We start from the raw sequence: 19,802 nt of genomic DNA on the forward strand, positions 1-19,802 counted from the left end.
TTACACATCACTATTTATGTACCAATCAGTATATTATATATCGTATTAGATTATAAACGGTGTGTCAAAAAATCTTATCAAATTCAAAAAAACTTGACATATAGGTTTCTCCAATATTATATTTTACTTACAAAATAACATACCGTTCGGTACGTTATTTTTAACAATACAAAAAGGAGCTGATTTTATGAATAGTAAAGAAAAAATGCTGACTATTCTAAAACATACTCATATACATTCATCTGTTCATGCACCCATGTCTCGTTATATGACTCTATTATTCGCAATAGCTTGCGGGATGGCTGTGGCAAACATATACTTCGCTCATCCACTACTTGATTCATTGTCAAATGAATTTAAGATTAGTCATTCAACTATCGGTATCGTAATTACTATTACTCAAGTTTGTTATGCACTCGGTTTACTTTTATTAGTTCCACTCGGTGATTTATTAAATCAAAAGAAAATAATCATTGTCCAAATGCTTTTATCTGTTTTCGCTTTAATTATAATTGGGTGTGCTCCCTCAAGCACCGTACTTTTTACAGGTATGGCCTTAGTAGGAATGCTTGCAACTGTTACGCAAACACTTGTCGCATATGCATCAATTTTAGCTAATCCAGCCGAACGTGGGCGCATAGTAGGTTTCGTTACAAGTGGCGTTGTAATAGGTATTCTCCTTGCTCGTACATTTGCAGGCACATTAACAGATTTAGCTGGATGGCGATCTGTTTATCTCACCTCCGCTATTCTTTTACTCTTCGTAACTGTTTTGTTACACAAAAATTTACCTACTCTTGGACATAAACAAGTGACAACTATGTCTTACCGAAAATTAATACACTCTGTTCTCTTATTGTTTTTAGAAGAACGACTTTTACGCGTTCGCGGAATATTAGCATTGCTTATTTTCACTTCATTCAGTATTTTATGGACTTCTTTAGTATTGCCGCTAAGTGTTACACCACATAATCTTTCGCATACAGCTATTGGTGCATTCGGCCTTGCTGGAGTTGCAGGTGCATTAGCTGCTACTAAAGCTGGACAATTAGCTGATAAAGGATTCGGACAAAGAACAACTGGCATAGCCTTATCATTATTAGTACTTTCATGGCTCCTAATTAAATCTATTAACCATTCTCTATTATTACTAATTTTCGGCATTATCCTTTTAGATTTAGCGGTGCAAGCTGTACATGTCACCAATCAAAGTATGCTTTTCACAGTGCGTCCTGAAGCGAGAAGTCGACTCACTGCCAGTTACATGATTTTTTATTCTATCGGTAGCGCAACAGGCGCCATTCTTTCAACAAATATATATGCAAAATATGGTTGGGATGGAGTATGTATATTAGGTATGTCTGTTAGTGCTTGTGCTCTTTTATTTTGGACAATGACTTTAAGACAATCATCAAAACTAAAAGAAGAATAATTCATTTGTGTATTTATTAATACGTGTTTTGTTACAAGACTATAGAATAGCATTTACTTTTTAACACAAATCAACGGCATTTTCATATGAAAAATGCCGTTGATTCACAATTTCATGATAAGAAATCCTATACTAGCGAAATACATCTATTGCAAATTCCCTTTAACATTTTCGACAATCTCGTTTATCGTATTTCGATCAAACTTATCACTAATTTCGTATGGCTCACGATCTCCTACTAATTGTACACCTACAATATCATTGCGGTCCTTACCATATTGCACTTCAATAATCGATCCACGCTCTATTTGCTTCCAAACAAGACCCGCTTCATCTTTATTATCTAACACAATACAGTCCTCAATATTTTCGTCAATCCCAATTAACTTGTTATCATCCATATATCCCACCTCGTATTGTTGACGTTCTTTCGCTTTTCCGCTTACTACTATACCTTTGCTTCCATATGAGTAATCCGTATAATCCTTTTTCTCCGATTGTATCGCTTTCGGCTCTTTTGCTTCAGTTTTTTCAGTATTTCCACAACCCACAATCATACTAATTGGCATCACTGCAGTTAATACTATTCTCGTAAATTTCTTTATCATTTATAACCAACCTCACATGTTTAACTTTACATTCCATTTATCCCCTTACCAAATAATAACATGATAATACCGAGAAAGAGTCAAAGTTAAAGTGAAATTTTAATCATTAGTTTTTTTATGCTAAAACTCTATGTAAAAAGCTAAATTTTCAAAATCACTAACTGAATTATCAACAAATGATAGAAAGTAGACATCCTACTCACATAAGATTTAAAATTAGGAAGTATGGAAAACATGATAAAAAATATAGGTTAGTTGTTCTCAATTAAAATGGTTTTTACATGAAGAAAGGAAGTGCACAGCTTTGGATTTTAAAACAGTTATGCAAGAGCTTGAAGCTCTAGGCAAGGAACGAACGAAAAAAATATACATATCTAACGGTGCGCAGGAACCAGTTTTCGGCGTAGCTACAGGTGCTATGAAACCAATCGCAAAAAAAATAAAAATAAACCAAGAGTTAGCAGAAGAACTTTATGCCACAGGCAACTACGATGCTATGTATTTTGCAGGCATTATTGCGGACCCGAAAGCTATGAGGGAGTCTGATTTTGATCGATGGATAGACGGAGCGTATTTTTATATGTTGTCTGATTATGTGGTGGCAGTTACTTTATCCGAATCAAATATCGCTCAAGAAGTTGCTGATAAATGGATTGCAAGTGGTGAAGAGCTTAAAATGTCTGCAGGCTGGAGTTGCTACTGCTGGCTTTTAGGAAATCGCAAAGACGATGAATTTTCTGAAAGCCAACTTTCCGATATGCTTGAAATGGTGAAAAAGACAATCCATGATTCGCCAGAACGAACTAAATCCGCTATGAATAATTTTCTAAACACTGTAGCAATTTCCTATGTACCACTACACGAAAAAGCAGTCGAGATTGCAAAAGAAGTTGGTATAGTTGAAATAAAACGTGATAATAAAAAAAGTAGTTTGCTAAATGCTGCAGAGAGTATTCAAAAAGAACTTGATAGAGGAAGACTTGGGTTCAAGCGTAAACATGTAAGGTGTTAGATGATTAAAAGGGTGTCAATCTAAGTAAGATTGACACCCTTTTTTAATGAGAAAAATGAATGAATTCCCCCTGCACACCTTATCCGTTAAACATTTCTACATTCAATTTATAAACTCTATCTCTTTTCTCATCGTCTTTAATAAAAATAAGCTTTCCTTCTTTAACAAATCCTTCTAATAGTAAGCATACTTCTCCATATGCTTTCGGCTTATTCGTTGTGAATCTTTCATCTGATATTTTTCCAGCTCGTATTAATTGTTCACACAGCTCAAGTGCACTTATTTCTTCAGAATCCATTAATTCCAATATATCTCTTTGCAATGGTGATAAAGGTACTGGTATTTCAGCTACCTCCACCTTTTCTTTCGCGTTTTCTTCTTCAAATAAATCTTCAAATGAAATTTGATTCATTACTTCTTTTCCTTTCTAACGATTGATTTGTATAAAGCGTAGTTATTGTTATGTAGTACGTACCTTAATACATACATGTCAAACTCATGTACATCGTTTCATATAGTATATTTCGATTATACCAAATATACGTTCTGTTTTCTATCGTAGAATGGAAAACAAAACATTTTACTGTATGTATCATCATTAAATAACGCTGAATATCAATTATCCACATGTTTGGTTATATTATCAAAATTCCATCCATATTACGGAAATAAATGACAAATAATTATAACTTACATGTTACAATTACGATGCATGCATTTAGTTGTATTAAATGCATGCATCGTAATGAGTATATTTAATAAAGTTAAATGAAACTGGGGAGGCTTGCGCAAATGGGGAAGAAAACAAGCAAAGCTAAAAATTTTTTCGGATTCGTAATCACCGCAGCACTAGTAACTACAACGATGATAGGTACAGCTAATGCACAAACAACTACGAATAGCTATAAGGTAGCTAGCAATACGAACACTGTATTTACAGATGTACCAAAGGACCACTGGTCAAAAGATGCTATTGATTACTTAGCAGCAGCAGGGATTTATAAGGGGTATGGAAATGGGAAATTTGGTTTTGGCGACAATGTTACTAGAGGACAGGTAGCTTCTTTAGTCAATCGACATTTAGGTTTAAAAGTAGACGATAAACAAGGAAATATGTTTAGTGACATTACAAATCATATGTTTGAAAAAGATATTAAAGCCATTGCGCAAGCTGGAATTATGACAGGTGATGGAACAGGTACATTCCGTCCAGATGATGTATTAACTCGATATGAGATGGCAGTAATATTACAAAAAGCATTTCATTTAGAATCAAAAGAACAAGGGAAATTTAAAGACGTACCAAAAGGTCATTGGGCTTATGAAGCTGTAAATACACTGCGTAGTAACCGTATAGCACAAGGTGACGGGTCAGGTAATTTTAACGGAAACACATTTGTGAAGCGTGAGCAGTATGCACAATTTTTCTATAATGCAATAGCAAAAAACAGAAATTATAATTTCAACATCAATTCAAAAGAAGAACTGAAACAAATGTTAACAACCGCTTTACAGAATGGAACGTTTGGTCCATTTACATTAAATTCATTGCGTAAAGATATATCTGAAGTAAAAAAAGAATATGGAGTGCCTGATGTTTTGAAAAAAGCACCATGTACAGAATGTGATGCACCTAATATAGCGGTATACGGCGATTATAATATTGATATGTACCCTTGGGACGCTAGATATATATGGGTGAAAATGGATATTTCTATCGATGAATTAAAAGAGTGGTTTGGTGAGCCCGATTTAATCGGAGAGGATATGACTAGCGAAGGCTTTATATATAATCGAGGAAGCTATTCTCTTTATTTCAGCTTCTCTGATGGTTATATTCAACGCGCTGAAATATCTAAACGTGAAGATCGTTAATAAGTTACAAACAATAAAAAAATCCTTCAAGAACATGCCTTTTCTTGAAGGATTTTTTTGTCTCTATCTATTTAACATAATACAAAGCTATAAAACCCCTACTGATTAAAGTTTCACTTTATTCTTCTTGGTGCTCCGCTTCCCATTCACTTAAATACGTTGCATATTCTAATTCATCTGGATCATCATATAACATAGAAATAAACTCTAATTTATTTCCATCACAATCTAGAAAATATACGCTTGCAGCTGGCATCCATCTTTGAACAATTGGTTCTTCATTCCCTTTCCCCTGACTCCCTACTACCTCTATTCCACGATTCTCTAACCATAATTTAGAAATCTTTAAAAACTCTACATCTACACGAAAAGCGAAGTGTTTCATCTCAAAATCTTCATTACTATGTACTTCCCATAATCCAAGCATTTGTTTTTTACTTTCTCCTATCCAAAAGAAAGCAACCCGCCTTTTTGATAGTTTTTTTGCTAATGTTAAACCTAACTTATTTTGATAGAAATCTATCGCCTTTTCTAAATTTTTCACATGTAAATGCGTTTCATATATGCTTTGTATCATGGTGTATCCCCCCTTCCGTACATTACAGTATATTTTGTTTTTATCATACAAATAAATACATTTGAAATCATGCTACTTTTGTATCATTGTTCTTTCCTACAAAGGTATCCATAGTCCAGCTTTCTCATTCTTATTCCAACGCTAAAATTCTATAAATAAAACATCCTTCCATTTACTTTTACATGTAGTTAATCCCTCTCCATACTACCTTTACAAATGAAGATCATTTAGCCTAGTCTTTCATTGGTCAGTATAAAAAAATCCACCCAACTCAAATGAATTGGGTGGCGCTATACTATAAAGAGAATTTGCTATTTGTATTACTTCAATTTCCCTTCAAAAACAATTTTTCTACCGCACGGTTCTACTACTGTTTTGCCGTCTTTCTTCACCTCATGAAAGATTGGCTCTTCCATGCGGCGAGACGGTGCGTAACCTTCTTGTTCCATACGTGCTAAGCAGTCTGTAATTGTTTCATTTTCGAGTACTTCAAATTTCTTTTTATTAGGTTGTTTTGTCATGCCCTAACCTACTTTCTATTTTTCTTGATGCGAATTGATTCTTCATGTAAATCATATATAACATTGCGAGAATTCCCATTATAATCATAACCGCAATAAAAAAGCTTGTATACTGTATTTTTTCTATAAATACGCCTCCTAATACAGGCCCCAGTATACTTCCTAAACTAAAGGCGATTCCAGATAATATATTACCTGCTGGCAATAAGTGTCTCGGTAATAAATCTGTCATAAATCCAAGTCCTAACGAGAAGCACGATCCAATGACCATACCCGCTAACAACATGCAGGCAAAGACGATCCAATAATATTGATCAAATACGGCTGCAAGCAAGAAAATGCCCGTACTTATGCAGAACGTCCACGTTAAAATACGATCCCTTCCGTATTTGTCACTTAATATACCGAGCGGAATTTGTGTAATAATGCCCCCAACTGCAAATGCTGGTAATAAGAAGGATACTTCTGAAACGGACCATCCTTTTCGAAGCGCGTATACTGGTAAGTTACTGTTTAACATTGCTTCCAGTACGCCATATGCAAGTGGTCCCAGCAGTGCAATCCATCCTAATCCAACAACTTGTTTATAACGAGAAAATGATGATTCACTCTTCACTTCTCTTTCATCTTGCGCCGGGAATGCATTTTTTGTTGGAAGTAATAGGAGCCAACCTATTAGACAAAGTATAGTAGATATAATAAATGGCGTTGCAAGACCGTACTGAACTGTGCTTGCTAAATACGGACCGACGGCAAAACCAATTCCGAAGAATACACCGTATATCGATACTTGTCTACCTATTTTACTCGGATCCGATGTTGTCGTAATCCATGTTTGTGTTCCGACATGTAGCATATGATCTCCCACGCCAACTAGAAATCTAAGGATAAACCATACCCAAAATGAAAATGTTTGTGTAAAAAAGAATAATGAAATAATAACGAGAAACCCACCACTGACAATAATTGGCTTCATTCCAAACTTTTGCATCGGTTTTTCAAGAAACGGTGAGATCACTAATATCCCAATGTATAGTGCTGTCGCATGAATACCGTTAATACTTGAACTAACCCCTTCTTGTTCAAAAATCATTGCAATGGCCGGTAAAAGCATTCCTTGTGACAAACCCGAGATTGCTACAATCCCAACCATAATCCAAAAAGTAAAACGCATTGACATTCCCTTTCCCTCTCCTTCTCACGCTTTCCACTTTTCATTATAAACTGTTTCTGCAAATGCGTGTACGAATATTCGCAATAAAAAAGAAGCTAAAAGAATGAATCTTTTAGCTTTTTATCCTTCCCAAACTTGTGCTTTCACATTGTTATGGAATTGCTTGAAATACGGATGTTTATAAAAAGCAGTTTCATACAAATAATGATGCGAATGAACAATTGGTGTCTGTTGTATTTGTAACGGAACTACAACTGGTGAAACTTGCATATACAGCGGAGCTATCATCATTTTTGTATACACATGATGATTATATGGAGAATGCGCAATTAAGAACGGATGGTGCATAGATAATCTCCCCTTTTACTTACAATGTTATAGTATATGCAATATCTTTCATTTCGGGGATTATTTCTGTTCTAACCAATCCTCTACATGCTTTATAAATACATCTAAACAATCAATAAACGGCGAATGACCGCAATCTTCTAATACCTTCAACTCTGCATTTGGCAAATGTTTTGCTAACTCCTCACCGACTACTTGCGGTACGACATAATCTCTGTCACCTTGTATGACGAGTGTTGGTGCTTTAATATGATGAATTTGCTTACTTCCCTCTACAACCCCATTATGTTCATCTGAAATATTAAATGTAATGAGCGCATAATTCACATCTACGAAATTACGTTGCGTTAACATATCGTCTAAATACTTTTCATAACGGTCTGGTTCAGGTTGATTATGTGTATATATTAATAAATTCCATACTGTACGGTAATATAATTTATTCATATTTTTTATCGCATCTAACACTGGTGCAATCTGTACGGGATCTTGTGCAATTTCTTCTTTCGTCTTTACTAAGCTTGATACGATTGGTTGCCCGTTTATATCCTTTTTAAAAATCGGATACCCTTTCATGCCCACTGATTCTACTAAAATTAACTTTTCTACAAAAGTTGGGTGATTCGCTGTAAATTGCATTGCAACACCACCGCCCATTGACCAGCCCATTAATGAAAATTTCTTTAGTTTTAACCCGTCGATAAATAATTTTACATCTTCTGCAAAGTCTTGTATTGAATCTATCGCTTTATTATACGTTGATTGACCAAATCCCCTTAAATCGAGAGCGTAAATATGGTATTGATCTTGCAGCTTTTCAATAACTAAATCAAAGTGTTGTGACGATGTCATGTTCCCGTGAATAAGTACAAGAATATCTGTATTTTGCCTTCCAACTTCCTGATACGCAATCGTTTCTCCGTTCGATAGTGAAACAAACTTCATTGTTGCAGGCTTAATCATCACAAGTTCCCCCATTCTATTTAAATAGAAAGAAAATTCTTTACTTACTTAAAGAATAGCACGTAGAATATACGTTCGCAACATAAAACCTATAAGAATTTTTTACATAAATCAACATGTCTATTACTAGACAATTATAATAAAAAAGTATATAGTTAGCTAGGTAACTAATTTGAAAGGATCAACATACATGGACGAAAAACAACATTTTTTTCACATTGTCAGCCAGACTTCTCGCAAGTTTACGAAGAAATTTAATGAACGCGTATCTCCCACTGGGTTATTTAGTGCGCAATGGGCTGTAATTTTCCGTATTAATCAAACTGGTTCTTGTACGCAAACAGAATTATGTCAGTATTTAAATGTTGAATCACCAACGATGACTCGTACGTTAACACGTATGGAAACGATGGGATGGATTATTCGTACTGAAGGAAAAGATCGCCGTGAGAAGCTCATTTCGTTATCAGAAACAGCGATAAAAATGATTCCGGTATGGCAAGAAGAAGTTGATACTTTTGAAGAAAAGACGCTAGAAGGTATTAACGAAGATGATTTACATCAAGCATTTCAAGTGTTACAACAAATTATTAAAAACTTAGATTAACTTGGAGGGATGACCATGCAAAGTGAGAAACTTTGGACGAAGGATTTCCTCGGAACTTGTTTTAGTAGTCTATTTCTCTTCTTAACATTTTATATGCTTATGACTACTTTACCCGTCTATGTAATAGACGGCCTAAAAGGAAAACCTGAGGAAATTGGTTTAGTTGCAACTGTTTTTCTTATTTCATCTGTTTTATGTCGACCATTCACAGGAAAATGGCTCGATGATTTAGGAAGAAAGAAAATATTATTTATTTCACTTTCACTATTTTTAGCCGCTACCGTTATGTATTTCGGTGCACAAAGTTTATTTTTATTACTAGCCCTTCGCTTCTTACATGGTATTGGGTTCGGTATGGCAACAACTGCAACTGGTACGATTGTCACAGATGTTGCGCCAGCTCATAGACGAGGCGAAGCACTTGCCTATTTCGGCGTATTTATGAGTCTGCCGATGGTAATTGGTCCTTTTTTAGGTTTAACAATTATTTCTCATTTTTCGTTTACTGTATTATTTATCGTTTGTTCCGTATTTTCATTACTTGCATTTTTATTAGGACTACTTGTCAATATTCCGCATGAAGCACCTGTAAGCAAACAAAAACGAGAAAAAATGAAATGGAAAGACTTACTTGAACCATCTTCTATTCCAATCGCTCTTACAGGATTTGTTTTAGCCTTTTCTTATAGTGGTATTTTATCCTTTATTCCTATTTATGCAAAAGAGCTCGGTTTAGCTGATATTGCAAGTTACTTCTTTATTTTATACGCACTTGTTGTTGTCATTTCTCGTCCATTTACAGGTAAGATTTTTGATCGCTTCGGTGAAAACGTACTTGTTTATCCAGCTATTATTATTTTCACAATTGGGATGTTCATTTTAAGTCAAGCACAAACTTCATTTTGGTTCCTTGGTGCAGGTATGCTAATCGGTTTAGGTTACGGAACATTAATTCCTAGCTTCCAAACGATTGCGATTTCTGCCGCTCCAAACCATCGACGTGGTTCTGCGACAGCTACGTACTTCTCATTCTTTGATAGTGGTATTGGCTTTGGTTCTTTCATTTTAGGTATCGTCGCGGCGAAATCAAGTTACCATAATATGTATTTTATCGCAGCTATTATCGTTGCTTTCACTTTACTTCTATATTATGGATTACACGGCCGCAAACAAAAATTCAAGAAACAACGTACAGATGGACAAATATCCGCTTAACTTTTATAAGGAAAGTAAACTTCCCCGTTTACTTTCCTTATTTTGTATTTCTTTCAATAGAAGCGTATACTTATAATAGAAATAAAAAGGAGGGACCGCTATGAAACTAAAAAAATCTCCCCTACTCTTACTTATAATCACATTCATATTTGTAATTACAGGGCTCGGTTTTACATACTTCAAACATAATAAAACGACTCCATCGAAAAATAACGTGACGAAGAAAAATTGGTTAGACGATCCTTACTTACGTTGGTCATACACACATATGAAAGAATTTACTTTAATTAATGATGTAAAAAACAAACCTGATCAAATTGCTCGCTTCCCATCTGCATTGCAAAACTTAGACGATTTTGCTGTAGAGCGTAGATTGGGAAATACAACTCCTCTAAAAAAACTTTTAGATGATAACAAAACAGATGCGTTTGTCGTTGTACACAATGGACAACTTGTTTATGAACGATATTTTAATGGATATAACGAGAGTGAACCTCATGGCATGGCATCATTAGCAAAGGTATTTACTGGAGCAATAATACAATCTCTCGCTGAAGAAAACCGTATTGATTTAGAAAAAACAGCTGATACATATATAAAAGAATTAAAAAATACACCATTTGGAAAAGCAACACTACAGCAATTAATGGACATGCAAGTTTCTGTGGAATACCCTACTCACGGATACGAACATCCAGCGTTAGAAAATCAAGATGCACAACTATACTTGGCGAGCAATATTTTACCTCGAGGTAAAAATTACGACGGCCCGATGAAAATTTATGATATGTTACGAGAAGCAGAAGAAACTGCACCGCCTGGTTCCGATTTTTCTTACGATAACGGATCAGCAGAAACACTCGCTTGGATTATTCGAACGATCACTGGGAAATCATTAGCTGAAAACGTTAGCGAGCGCATATGGTCTCAAATTGGTATGGAAGAAAACGCGTATTACGTAACAGATGAAACAAAAGTTGAACAAGCAAGCGCTGGTTTAAATGCAACTGCTAGAGATATGGCGAGATTCGGACAATTATTATTAAATAACGGGGAATATAACGGAAAACAAATTCTCCCTTCTTCTATTACTGAAGATATAAAAAATGTGCAAGAAGGTGAACTTGCAGTTGGCCCTGGAGCTTCCATTTCTTATCATAATCAATGGTGGATTCCGCATAATGAACAAGGTGCTTTTGAAGTGTTAGGTAGTTACGGACAAACACTTTACATCGATCCGAAAGCGAATATGGTAATTGTCCACTTCTCTTCTAACGCTACGCCAAGTAATGAAATCCATTCCGTTTACTCCAATATGTATATTGATATTGCACATCATTTAGAGAAGCTTCCACAGTAGTGGAAGCAGGAGTTTAAACCTTACATGTATGACTATTTGATTGAACACACGATCTGTTGTGTGGAAACATCAATATATCTAAAAAAAGGAGCTCTCTTCATAAAGAGAGCTCCTTTTTTTATTTCTTCTTCTTTTCTGTCGGTTGACTTTGTTTAGCGAAATTAGATGAATCATCGAAATTTGGTTGCTTTTTACCAGCATTATTACTTCTACCTTTTCCCATATGTAATACACCTCCCCTCATCCTTACTATTCCCAATAAAAAAATCCTCTTGCATCCAGAAATTTTTTTATTGTCCCTTATTCATAAGGCACCACTGTTCTCGTAGTACTTCCAACACCCCATTACCCTCATCACGTTTATTCATAATGAAACTTTTTATTAGCAATCCAATAATACGTTACGAAGAGTGTCAATAAGATCCAAACTATAGTTAGTACTCCTGTAATTATTGCGTTTGAATGTACGCCCCCCGTAACTAACGTTTCCATTGCATACTTACTCATACTAGCTGGATTAAGCTGATTCATTATTGGATTCAAACCGACCATTACTCTACAGGCTAACAGGAAAACAATTGCAATTAATGCAATCATACCTTGACTGTGAAAAATAGCACTTATCATTGTTGTAAAAGATACGATAAAAAGAATCCAAATTAGATACAATAGTAATCCAGTAATTAGGTGCGCGAATGGAACAGCGCTAAAAAGAAAATTTACATATAGATAAGAAGTAACGTATCCAATTGTTACACTACAAGCTACCATTAAATAGTTGGCCACTATTTTCCCACCTACATATGAAGTAACAGTAACGGGTCTTGTTAAAATAAAAGCCAACATACCATTGGCTTTATCTGTTTGAATAGTACCCATCATAGATATCACTAGAATCATAAGTCCGAGCTGATCAAACTGGGATCCCAAAGTACTTGCTAATACTTCGCCTCCTTTTTGTGTTGCCATATTTGGATCAATGATAATTCCCTGCCCTCCACCTAACGCTTCTAAAATTGATGGTACATAATGAGTTACTATCGGTTGTGTCGCGCCTAAAAATATAAAAACAATTGGTAGCCAAATGATCTTAAAATCACGTAACATTTGAACATATTCTTTTTTTATCAATACAATTGAGTTATTCATTTTTGCACCACCAATTTCAAAAAAATTTCTTCTAAAGTATCGTTGCTCATTTCAAATTTAACGATGTTCACTTTATGTTCGAGTGCATTTTGCAATAACATATTTTTGTTGATTTCGATACTTTCAACCTTCACTTTGATTTTAAGCCCAACCACTTCTACGTCCTTCACATACGGTAATTTTTTTACAACTTCAATCCACTTTTGATCTTTAGTTGTTATTTCAATAATCAATTTATTTTCACTATTACGGTGTAAAAGTTCGGTAATCGTTGTGTCTTCTATTTTTGTTCCATCTTTTATAATGACAAATCGTTCACAGATTTCTTCTGCATCGCTTAAGATATGGGTTGATAATAAAATGGTTGTATCTTTTTTTATTTCTTCAATCAGATTCAATACTTCTCGCCGGCCGATCGGATCTAATGCGGATACCGGTTCATCCATGACAATAAGCGAAGGTTTATGCAATAATGCTTGTGCAATACCAAGTCGTTGTTTCATTCCACCAGAAAATGTACTAACCTTTGCGTTTTCTTCGCCCTTTAGTCCAACTTTCTCCAAAATCTTTGGAATCAACTTTGACAATTCTTCTTTTTTCAATCCCGAAAGTTGGCCCATAAACGTAAGCGTTTCTCTCGCTGTCATCCAATAAAAAAAATTAGGATATTGAGGTAAATAACCAATTTCTCTTTTCATTTTTGATATTTTTATCCCATTCAATAAAACTTCACCAACAGTTGGATGAATAATATCCGAAATTACTTTTATTAATGTAGATTTCCCTGCTCCGTTTGGTCCAATTAATCCAACGCATTCCCCCGCTTGCAGTTCCATCGAGAAATTATTGACAGCAGTTTTTCTTTTAAATGATTTTGTTACATTTTTAATCTCTAGTTTCATAATTTCTCACTTTCCTTTCTCCCTATAACAAAGTAGAAAATAGGTCCCAATATATTAACGAAAAGAATAATGAACGTCCATACAAGTACATTTTTTCTTGTTTTTCTATGTCGGTATAAATCAATGAATGCAATGAAAACTAAAAGTACCCCCACTGCAATAACTGGCAATATAATGGGTAGAAAAGTCATAATATCAATGTCTTTAAGATCATTCAATCCATAATGTAGTTGCATTATTGTCATTCCTCCCTAAATTCATTCTCATTATTGATAATGATAAATCATAAGCGAATGAATTGCAAACATTATTCTCATTATTTATAATGAGAATAAAAATATATAATAAATAAGGTGAGTGAATGAGTAATAAAGTTGAAATTTTAATGCATCCGGTAAGAATGAAAATTTGCCAAGTGTTAATGAGAAATAAGGAAAATGGGCTAACACCATTAGAAATGGTAAAAATCATTAAAAATGTACCACAAGCCACACTATATAGACAGCTACAAACTATGGTTGATTCTGGTATCGTCCATGTAATTAAAGAAAAAAAGGTAAAATCTGTTTCTGAAAAATATTATGCAATCAATGAAGAAGATGCAAAAATTGAAGGAAGTGAGTGGAAAGAATTATCTAATGATGAAAAGTTAAACTACATTTCCTATTATCAGTTATCACTTATGACACAATATCAAAGTTACCTTAAGAAATTAGAGGAACAAAACAGTCAAGAAGATACTGCTACTTTTTCTGTAGTGGAATTAAAGCTAGATGAAGAACACTTTGGAAAATTTCAAAGCGAACTTAACGAATTAATGATTAAATACTACAATAGCCAAAATAAAGATGAAATAGAGGCTCCGGTTCGGACCATCGCTATTACAATTATTCCAGAAACGTGAACTCACTCAACATACATAATACAAGCCGATGATTCCTTACCGTAGGAATCATCGGCTATCTTCATTTTGACTTTTGCTGTATGACTGGCGAAAAAACAGAACTTGAAGCTGAAATGTTTTAAAATCTAGAATTCGAATGTGCTTAAAGTTGCTATCTATATTACATGAATTCTTTTCTCGTGTTAATCTCATACGATCCACACTCTCTCCAAACACTTTTAAAAAAGAAGCATGGGTAAACTAACAAATATAAATTAGGGATCCACCAAGACATATCAAAATCTAAACGAATTGTCCAAAATGCTAGAGCTTGTAATCCTGAGCAAAAAGTTAAAATTAATGATAGAAATGCAAAGTGGCTCCAAATATGTTTTTGTTTAGAATGCAAATACAAACTTAAAAATCCCGTTAACGAGATTAACAAATCTAGAGGCAGGAAAGACCAATTCCATGCTACTAAAATAGGATCTTCATAATCTTTAAACAAATATTCTTGCGGAATCATATGAAAAATTGTTATGAGCCAATATATAACAAACCCAACATCAGTAATAAGGAAAAAATACTTTAATCGATTCAATGTATACGTTCCTCCACCATTTCTTTTTTCTTCGCTTCATGTGCCGTACTATTAAAATTTAATATTACGACTCCAACTAAAATAAAAAGAATTGCTAGTATCTTAATTATATTGATACTTTCTCCAAAATAAATAAAGCCAATTGTTGTAATCGTTACAATTCCCATACCTGACCACACCGCATATGCTACGGACATTTCCATCCCTTTTAATGCAAATGACAGAAATGCAAAACTTACTACATAAAATACAAAAATAAGAATGCTTGGTACAAGTTTCGTTAATCCATCAGATAGTTTCATTGCAGTTGTACCTGCTACCTCAAATAAAATTGCTAAGCATAAATAAATCCACTGCACTACTCTCCCACCTTCTATTTCGAATTAGAAATGCCATATAGTAACATATCCATAATAGATTCCAGCATACTTCCTAATGTATGATCACTTTTTTCGATAAACATCGGATCATATATGCGATTCAGTGCCCCCAAATAGACTTCAATAAAAAACGGAATTTGAATTTTTCTTATGCTTCCTTCTCTCATTCCCTCTTCTATTAAACCAATTACAGTAGACCACCCTTCACGTAAAAACTGATCTAATTTTAACCATTGGTAATAATGATGTTTTTTTAGTTCTACTAATAAACGTGCATCCATGAATGTAAATTGTTGTGGAATGCAAATTAAGATGAGTCTTATTTTTTCAACTGTTTGTAACGTATCATCTTCAGCGATATTTTTTTCCTTTTCTTGAATACTTTCTATTACATTACGAATAACTTCATCTACTATTTCATCTTTTGAAGAGAAGTGCTCATAGATTGTCCTCTTACTGACAGCTAATTGTTTTACTAAATCACTAATTGTAAATGTAAACCCCTTCGTTTGAATTTGATGAATGGTTTCTGTTACTATTCTTTGTTTCATAATCCGCCCCCTAAACCTTTGGTACCAATTTAGTTTTTTTGGTACCATTTCATTTTACAATATTTAACACAATGTATACAACTAACATTTCAAATTTTCTTATTTTTAACTCAAAACAGGTAAACATAAGAGCGTTGAGAATCATACCTGCATATTTAACAATCAAGTGAATGTATAAAATAACACTCATACATGAAAGTTTAACTAAAGTTAAATGCAATTGTATAAGGCTATGTTGGTAAATATTCTTTTTTAGCTTGATGGGGAGAAACGCCGATTTACCTTTCACCTAAGTAAAAAAGCGCCCTATAAACAGGGCGCTTTGCTCCAACCTAATGACTAATACTAGCCGTTGGGTATAATGTTGTTCCTCCAATTGAAACCTTTATTTCATTTGTTAATGGAACATTTTGTTCATTAATAATTGTTCTCCACCATTCCCATGCAAGACCTGTACATTCTCTTGCTACTATTTTTATATTTTTTGAATTTGGTGGAAGAGGGATTACTGTAGAGTAATGGGCTGTTTTGTCTTTGCCACTACCTTCCCATGTTTTATGTGTTAGTACTTCTTTCCCATTTTGATCAAATGTGAATTCATCCCAAGATACATCAAATTGCGCAACGTAAGCACCGTAATGATCAAGTGTCATTTTTGCACTTGAATATTCTGTAGTTGTCGTCTCGATATAATCTGTATTGTTATGAACAGCAGCAGTTGCATTATCTCTTAAGAACGTGCTTGTATATGAAATTGGGTATGCTGGATTTTTAAAACTTAATTCAGCATTATCTTTAATGATATTTCGGATTTCATTGAAATCTTTTGTAACAACCTTGTTATGCTCTTTCGCATCTCCACCTAATACGACAGCAGTAAAGGTACTTTCTTCAAAAATATCTTTGTACTGTCCACTCGTTTCGACGCTGTTATTCTTCAGTAAAGCTTTAAAAGCAGCTTGTACATCTTTACTCTTAGATGTTGTTTCTAATTTTACATAAACCGTTCTACCATAAGCTACATTTGAAACCATAACAGGTGGAGCCGAATTACTTACTCCTTTACGAGTTAGCTCATCAAAAGTAACACTATTATCAAATAGATCAGATGGATTATTAGGTAGTTCAGCACTTACAGTATAAAATATTTGTTTATATGCCGCCACCATCACTTTCTTTTCTCCATTTGCAACTGCATTAAAGTCAATATTTAGACTGTTATCAAGATATTTAGCATTAACATTAAGAGCACTTGCGATTTGTGATTTACTATAAACCATAGATTCTGTATACTGCATTCTTGCAGGTAACGTATGTGTTGTGGAATACTTTTCATTCCAAGTAGATACTAAATCATCTACTGCTCCAGCCACATTACCATATGTCGGATTTTGGACAGTGATTGTATTTTCTTTTCTCATACCAGGTAAGTCTATACTAATATTCAAAGGCTTTCTCTTAGCCACTAATAAACTCGGTTGATTGTCTGCAAAAGCTTTATTGGCAAGTTGTACAGCTCCTGGATACGTACGATTCGCTACAGAATCAATAATCGAAATATCGACTGGTGATGTTGTAAGTGATTTTTTCTCACGTTCCACTACTACAAATTTACCATTTGAATTGATACTTTCTTTCGGAACAAAACTCTCTACTTTATCACCATTTACAGCTAAAACCTCTTGATTATTATATGTAAGATTCCCTATACCAGTATCAATGCTACTAGCATTTTTATTTATATCATTTGCATGACCGATTTGTGTTTCTGCGAAAGAAATAGATGAATAATTAAGAGTGCATAGACTAACTAATACACATGTAAGGAACTTTCTTTTCTTGTAATTTTTCTTAATGTTCAGAAAAATCACCCCGTTCTTTTTTTAGTAAGATATAATAATGATGGATATATGATAGCTAACGAATAAACTTACATAAACGCTTTTAAAAGTTCTTGAACTAAAGGAATTACTCCACCTAAAAATTTTAAAACTGCCATTGCGATTTCCATATTCCTTCCTCCTCTTTGCTGTATTAAGATGTGTTGTATATTTATGCTTTCATTATAATAAGCTTTTACATTTGCATCAATTCATTTTTATATGCAATATTTCATATTAGGGAAAAAGCAACTTTTTCTGTCAGGGTGATGATGCTACGACTCTTCTTGAACATATTTCAATCCCTCTAAAAATATCAGAATTTTCTATTTTTAAGAGGTTATGAACGAAACAACCTCGAATAATTGTAATAAACATACATAAGGAGGTTGATCTATTTTGTTTCGTTCTTTTACTAATGGTTGCGTCGCCTTAGTGCAACGTTTCTTGCCAGAACCGTTTATTTTATCATGTTTATTAACTGTTTTTGTTATTTTCTTCGGCATGTTTGCAACGCATCAAACACCTGTGGAAATGATTAATCACTGGGGGAATGGCATTTGGGGACTTCTCGCCTTTTCTATGCAAATGGCACTTGTACTCGTGACAGGATCTGCTTTAGCAAACGCTCCTCTTATTAAAAAAGGATTAACGAAAGCGGCAAGACTACCAAAAACAAATGGACAAGGTATTATTGCCATTTCAATTGTAAGTTTACTAGGAGCATACATAAACTGGGGATTTGGTATTGTTGTATCTGTTTTATACGCAAAAGAAGTGGCAAGACAATTAGAAGGATTGGATTATAGACTAGCAATCGCTTCTTCTTACTCTGGATTTCTCATTTGGCATGCGGGGCTTTCTGCTTCTATCCCTCTTACGTTAGCAACAGGCGGAGAAACGTTAATGAAAACGACAGCTGGTAGTATTAAAGAAGCGATTCCAATCACTGAAACGTTATTCTCACCATACGCTCTCGTTCCAGTTATTATCTTTTTAGTTACGATGCCTCTCATTAATAAGGCGATGCATCCAGATGCAAAACATACAATAACAGTAGATCCTAGCGTATTCCATGAGGAAGCTGCCGCTCAAGAGATAGGAAAAAATACGTTCGCTGAAAAAATGGAAAATAGTATCATCATTACACTTTGCGTTGGATTGTTAGGTCTCATTTATATTTTCAACTACTTTTATACGAAAGGCTTTAACCTTACGCTAGACATCGTTATTTTTATGTTATTAATTGCTGGACTCGTTTTCCACCGTACTCCGATTCAATATATTCGCGCTTTTTCAGACTCTACGAAAAGCGCTTCTGGCATTCTACTTCAATTTCCGTTTTACGCAGGAATTATGGGGATGATGATTGGAGCAAATAGTGAAGGCCTTTCACTTGGAGGAGCTATTTCGAATTTCTTTATTAGCATTTCAAACGAAACAACTTTCCCGCTCTTTACTTTTTTAAGTGCTGGCATCGTTAATATTTTCGTTCCATCTGGTGGCGGTCAATGGGCTGTGCAAGCACCCATTATGATTCCAGCTGGCGCTGAACTTGGTGTACCTGCTGCAAAAACAGCAATGGCCATTGCGTGGGGCGATGCTTGGACAAATTTAATTCAACCTTTCTGGGCATTACCAGCATTAGCGATAGCTGGTTTAGGTGCTCGTGATATTATGGGATTTTGCGTTGTGAACTTACTATATGCAGGATTTATCATAAGCCTATGTTTCTTATTTATTTAAACGAAAAGCTAGTTTTAT

Annotated in this window: 22 protein-coding genes; 8 read left to right on the plus strand and 14 right to left on the minus strand. The window is 34.5% G+C overall.

The annotated features are described in order from the left end of the window. The first annotated feature begins 187 nt into the window (after positions 1-187). On the plus strand, positions 188-1,432 hold the full coding sequence (locus tag RCJ96_RS17430) for an MFS transporter (protein ID WP_242304149.1): 1,245 nt from the start codon (positions 188-190) through the stop codon (positions 1,430-1,432). Positions 1,433-1,578: 146 nt separating this feature from the next. Here RCJ96_RS17430 and RCJ96_RS17435 read toward each other — a convergent pair whose 3' ends face one another. Further along, positions 1,579-2,040, minus strand: coding sequence for a hypothetical protein (locus RCJ96_RS17435; RefSeq protein ID WP_242304150.1), 462 nt, complete (start codon positions 2,038-2,040; stop codon positions 1,579-1,581). A 304-nt stretch (positions 2,041-2,344) separates the two neighbouring features. Between RCJ96_RS17435 and RCJ96_RS17440 the strand changes: the two genes are divergently transcribed. Beyond that, positions 2,345-3,052 (plus strand): DNA alkylation repair protein, encoded by a 708-nt coding sequence (locus RCJ96_RS17440; protein ID WP_242304151.1) that lies wholly within the window; start codon positions 2,345-2,347, stop codon positions 3,050-3,052. A gap of 79 nt (positions 3,053-3,131) precedes the next feature. On the opposite strand, the gene RCJ96_RS17445 is transcribed toward RCJ96_RS17440, so the two are convergent. Next, a complete protein-coding gene (locus RCJ96_RS17445) occupies positions 3,132-3,464 on the minus strand; it encodes a DUF3895 domain-containing protein (RefSeq protein WP_242304152.1) in 333 nt (110 codons plus the stop codon). 380 nt (positions 3,465-3,844) lie between these two features. Here RCJ96_RS17445 and RCJ96_RS17450 point away from each other — a divergent pair, with 380 nt between their 5' ends. Beyond that, entirely contained in the window at positions 3,845-4,927 is a 1,083-nt protein-coding gene (locus RCJ96_RS17450) for an S-layer homology domain-containing protein (RefSeq protein ID WP_242304153.1), read from the plus strand. 118 nt (positions 4,928-5,045) lie between these two features. On the opposite strand, the gene RCJ96_RS17455 is transcribed toward RCJ96_RS17450, so the two are convergent. The 5 genes from RCJ96_RS17455 to phaZ form a co-directional block, all read right to left on the minus strand. Further along, positions 5,046-5,504, minus strand: a complete 459-nt coding sequence (locus RCJ96_RS17455) for a VOC family protein (protein ID WP_270794372.1) — start codon at positions 5,502-5,504, stop codon at positions 5,046-5,048. A 320-nt stretch (positions 5,505-5,824) separates the two neighbouring features. Next, positions 5,825-6,025: an NETI motif-containing protein gene (locus tag RCJ96_RS17460; RefSeq protein WP_000166303.1), complete on the minus strand. Its 201-nt coding sequence runs from the start codon at positions 6,023-6,025 to the stop codon at positions 5,825-5,827. Continuing rightward, positions 6,009-7,205, minus strand: a complete 1,197-nt coding sequence (locus RCJ96_RS17465; RefSeq protein ID WP_074609275.1) for an MFS transporter — start codon at positions 7,203-7,205, stop codon at positions 6,009-6,011. The genes RCJ96_RS17460 and RCJ96_RS17465 overlap by 17 nt, the downstream gene beginning before the upstream one ends. A 114-nt stretch (positions 7,206-7,319) precedes the next feature. Then, positions 7,320-7,547: a hypothetical protein gene (locus tag RCJ96_RS17470; RefSeq protein WP_074609273.1), complete on the minus strand. Its 228-nt coding sequence runs from the start codon at positions 7,545-7,547 to the stop codon at positions 7,320-7,322. Between the two features lie 60 nt (positions 7,548-7,607). Then, the gene (phaZ, locus tag RCJ96_RS17475; RefSeq protein ID WP_001997860.1) at positions 7,608-8,525 is read right to left on the minus strand and encodes an intracellular short-chain-length polyhydroxyalkanoate depolymerase; all 918 of its coding nucleotides are present in this window, start codon (positions 8,523-8,525) and stop codon (positions 7,608-7,610) included. 175 nt (positions 8,526-8,700) lie between these two features. Here phaZ and RCJ96_RS17480 point away from each other — a divergent pair, with 175 nt between their 5' ends. The 3 genes from RCJ96_RS17480 to RCJ96_RS17490 all read left to right on the plus strand — a co-directional run bounded on the left by RCJ96_RS17480 (position 8,701) and on the right by RCJ96_RS17490 (position 11,692). Next, positions 8,701-9,117: a MarR family winged helix-turn-helix transcriptional regulator gene (locus tag RCJ96_RS17480; protein ID WP_000343680.1), complete on the plus strand. Its 417-nt coding sequence runs from the start codon at positions 8,701-8,703 to the stop codon at positions 9,115-9,117. A gap of 15 nt (positions 9,118-9,132) precedes the next feature. Continuing rightward, the gene (locus tag RCJ96_RS17485) at positions 9,133-10,332 is read left to right on the plus strand and encodes an MFS transporter (RefSeq protein WP_001190334.1); all 1,200 of its coding nucleotides are present in this window, start codon (positions 9,133-9,135) and stop codon (positions 10,330-10,332) included. 100 nt (positions 10,333-10,432) lie between these two features. Continuing rightward, positions 10,433-11,692, plus strand: a complete 1,260-nt coding sequence (locus RCJ96_RS17490) for a serine hydrolase domain-containing protein (protein WP_242304154.1) — start codon at positions 10,433-10,435, stop codon at positions 11,690-11,692. Positions 11,693-12,052: 360 nt separating this feature from the next. Here the strand turns inward: RCJ96_RS17490 and RCJ96_RS17495 are convergent, their stop codons facing one another. The 3 genes from RCJ96_RS17495 to RCJ96_RS17505 are packed head-to-tail and all read right to left on the minus strand — an operon-like array spanning position 12,053 to position 13,979. Then, positions 12,053-12,841 carry an ABC transporter permease gene (locus RCJ96_RS17495; RefSeq protein ID WP_242304155.1) on the minus strand — a complete coding sequence of 263 codons (789 nt, stop codon included), beginning with the start codon at positions 12,839-12,841 and terminating at the stop codon, positions 12,053-12,055. Continuing rightward, positions 12,838-13,743 (minus strand): ABC transporter ATP-binding protein, encoded by a 906-nt coding sequence (locus RCJ96_RS17500; protein WP_242304156.1) that lies wholly within the window; start codon positions 13,741-13,743, stop codon positions 12,838-12,840. The genes RCJ96_RS17495 and RCJ96_RS17500 overlap by 4 nt, the downstream gene beginning before the upstream one ends. Then, the gene (locus tag RCJ96_RS17505; protein ID WP_001175972.1) at positions 13,740-13,979 is read right to left on the minus strand and encodes a PLD nuclease N-terminal domain-containing protein; all 240 of its coding nucleotides are present in this window, start codon (positions 13,977-13,979) and stop codon (positions 13,740-13,742) included. The genes RCJ96_RS17500 and RCJ96_RS17505 overlap by 4 nt, the downstream gene beginning before the upstream one ends. A 125-nt stretch (positions 13,980-14,104) precedes the next feature. Here RCJ96_RS17505 and RCJ96_RS17510 point away from each other — a divergent pair, with 125 nt between their 5' ends. After that, on the plus strand, positions 14,105-14,647 hold the full coding sequence (locus RCJ96_RS17510; RefSeq protein WP_073542811.1) for a transcriptional regulator: 543 nt from the start codon (positions 14,105-14,107) through the stop codon (positions 14,645-14,647). Between the two features lie 160 nt (positions 14,648-14,807). Here RCJ96_RS17510 and RCJ96_RS17515 read toward each other — a convergent pair whose 3' ends face one another. The 4 genes from RCJ96_RS17515 to alo form a co-directional block, all read right to left on the minus strand. Continuing rightward, a complete protein-coding gene (locus RCJ96_RS17515) occupies positions 14,808-15,227 on the minus strand; it encodes a YvaD family protein (protein WP_074609263.1) in 420 nt (139 codons plus the stop codon). Then, positions 15,224-15,586 (minus strand): DMT family transporter, encoded by a 363-nt coding sequence (locus RCJ96_RS17520; RefSeq protein WP_001198606.1) that lies wholly within the window; start codon positions 15,584-15,586, stop codon positions 15,224-15,226. The genes RCJ96_RS17515 and RCJ96_RS17520 overlap by 4 nt, the downstream gene beginning before the upstream one ends. Before the next feature lie 14 nt (positions 15,587-15,600). Beyond that, complete coding sequence (locus tag RCJ96_RS17525; RefSeq protein ID WP_242304157.1) at positions 15,601-16,158, minus strand: TetR/AcrR family transcriptional regulator; 558 nt, start codon at positions 16,156-16,158, stop codon at positions 15,601-15,603. Between the two features lie 332 nt (positions 16,159-16,490). Continuing rightward, a complete protein-coding gene (alo, locus tag RCJ96_RS17530; RefSeq protein WP_242304159.1) occupies positions 16,491-18,029 on the minus strand; it encodes an anthrolysin O/cereolysin O family cholesterol-dependent cytolysin Alo in 1,539 nt (512 codons plus the stop codon). A gap of 408 nt (positions 18,030-18,437) precedes the next feature. On the opposite strand from alo, the gene RCJ96_RS17535 reads away from it, so the two are divergent. Continuing rightward, positions 18,438-19,784, plus strand: coding sequence for a short-chain fatty acid transporter (locus RCJ96_RS17535; protein WP_074609253.1), 1,347 nt, complete (start codon positions 18,438-18,440; stop codon positions 19,782-19,784). The last annotated feature ends 18 nt before the right edge of the window (positions 19,785-19,802 follow it).

This window comes from Bacillus sp. BSL6 (assembly GCF_052928345.1).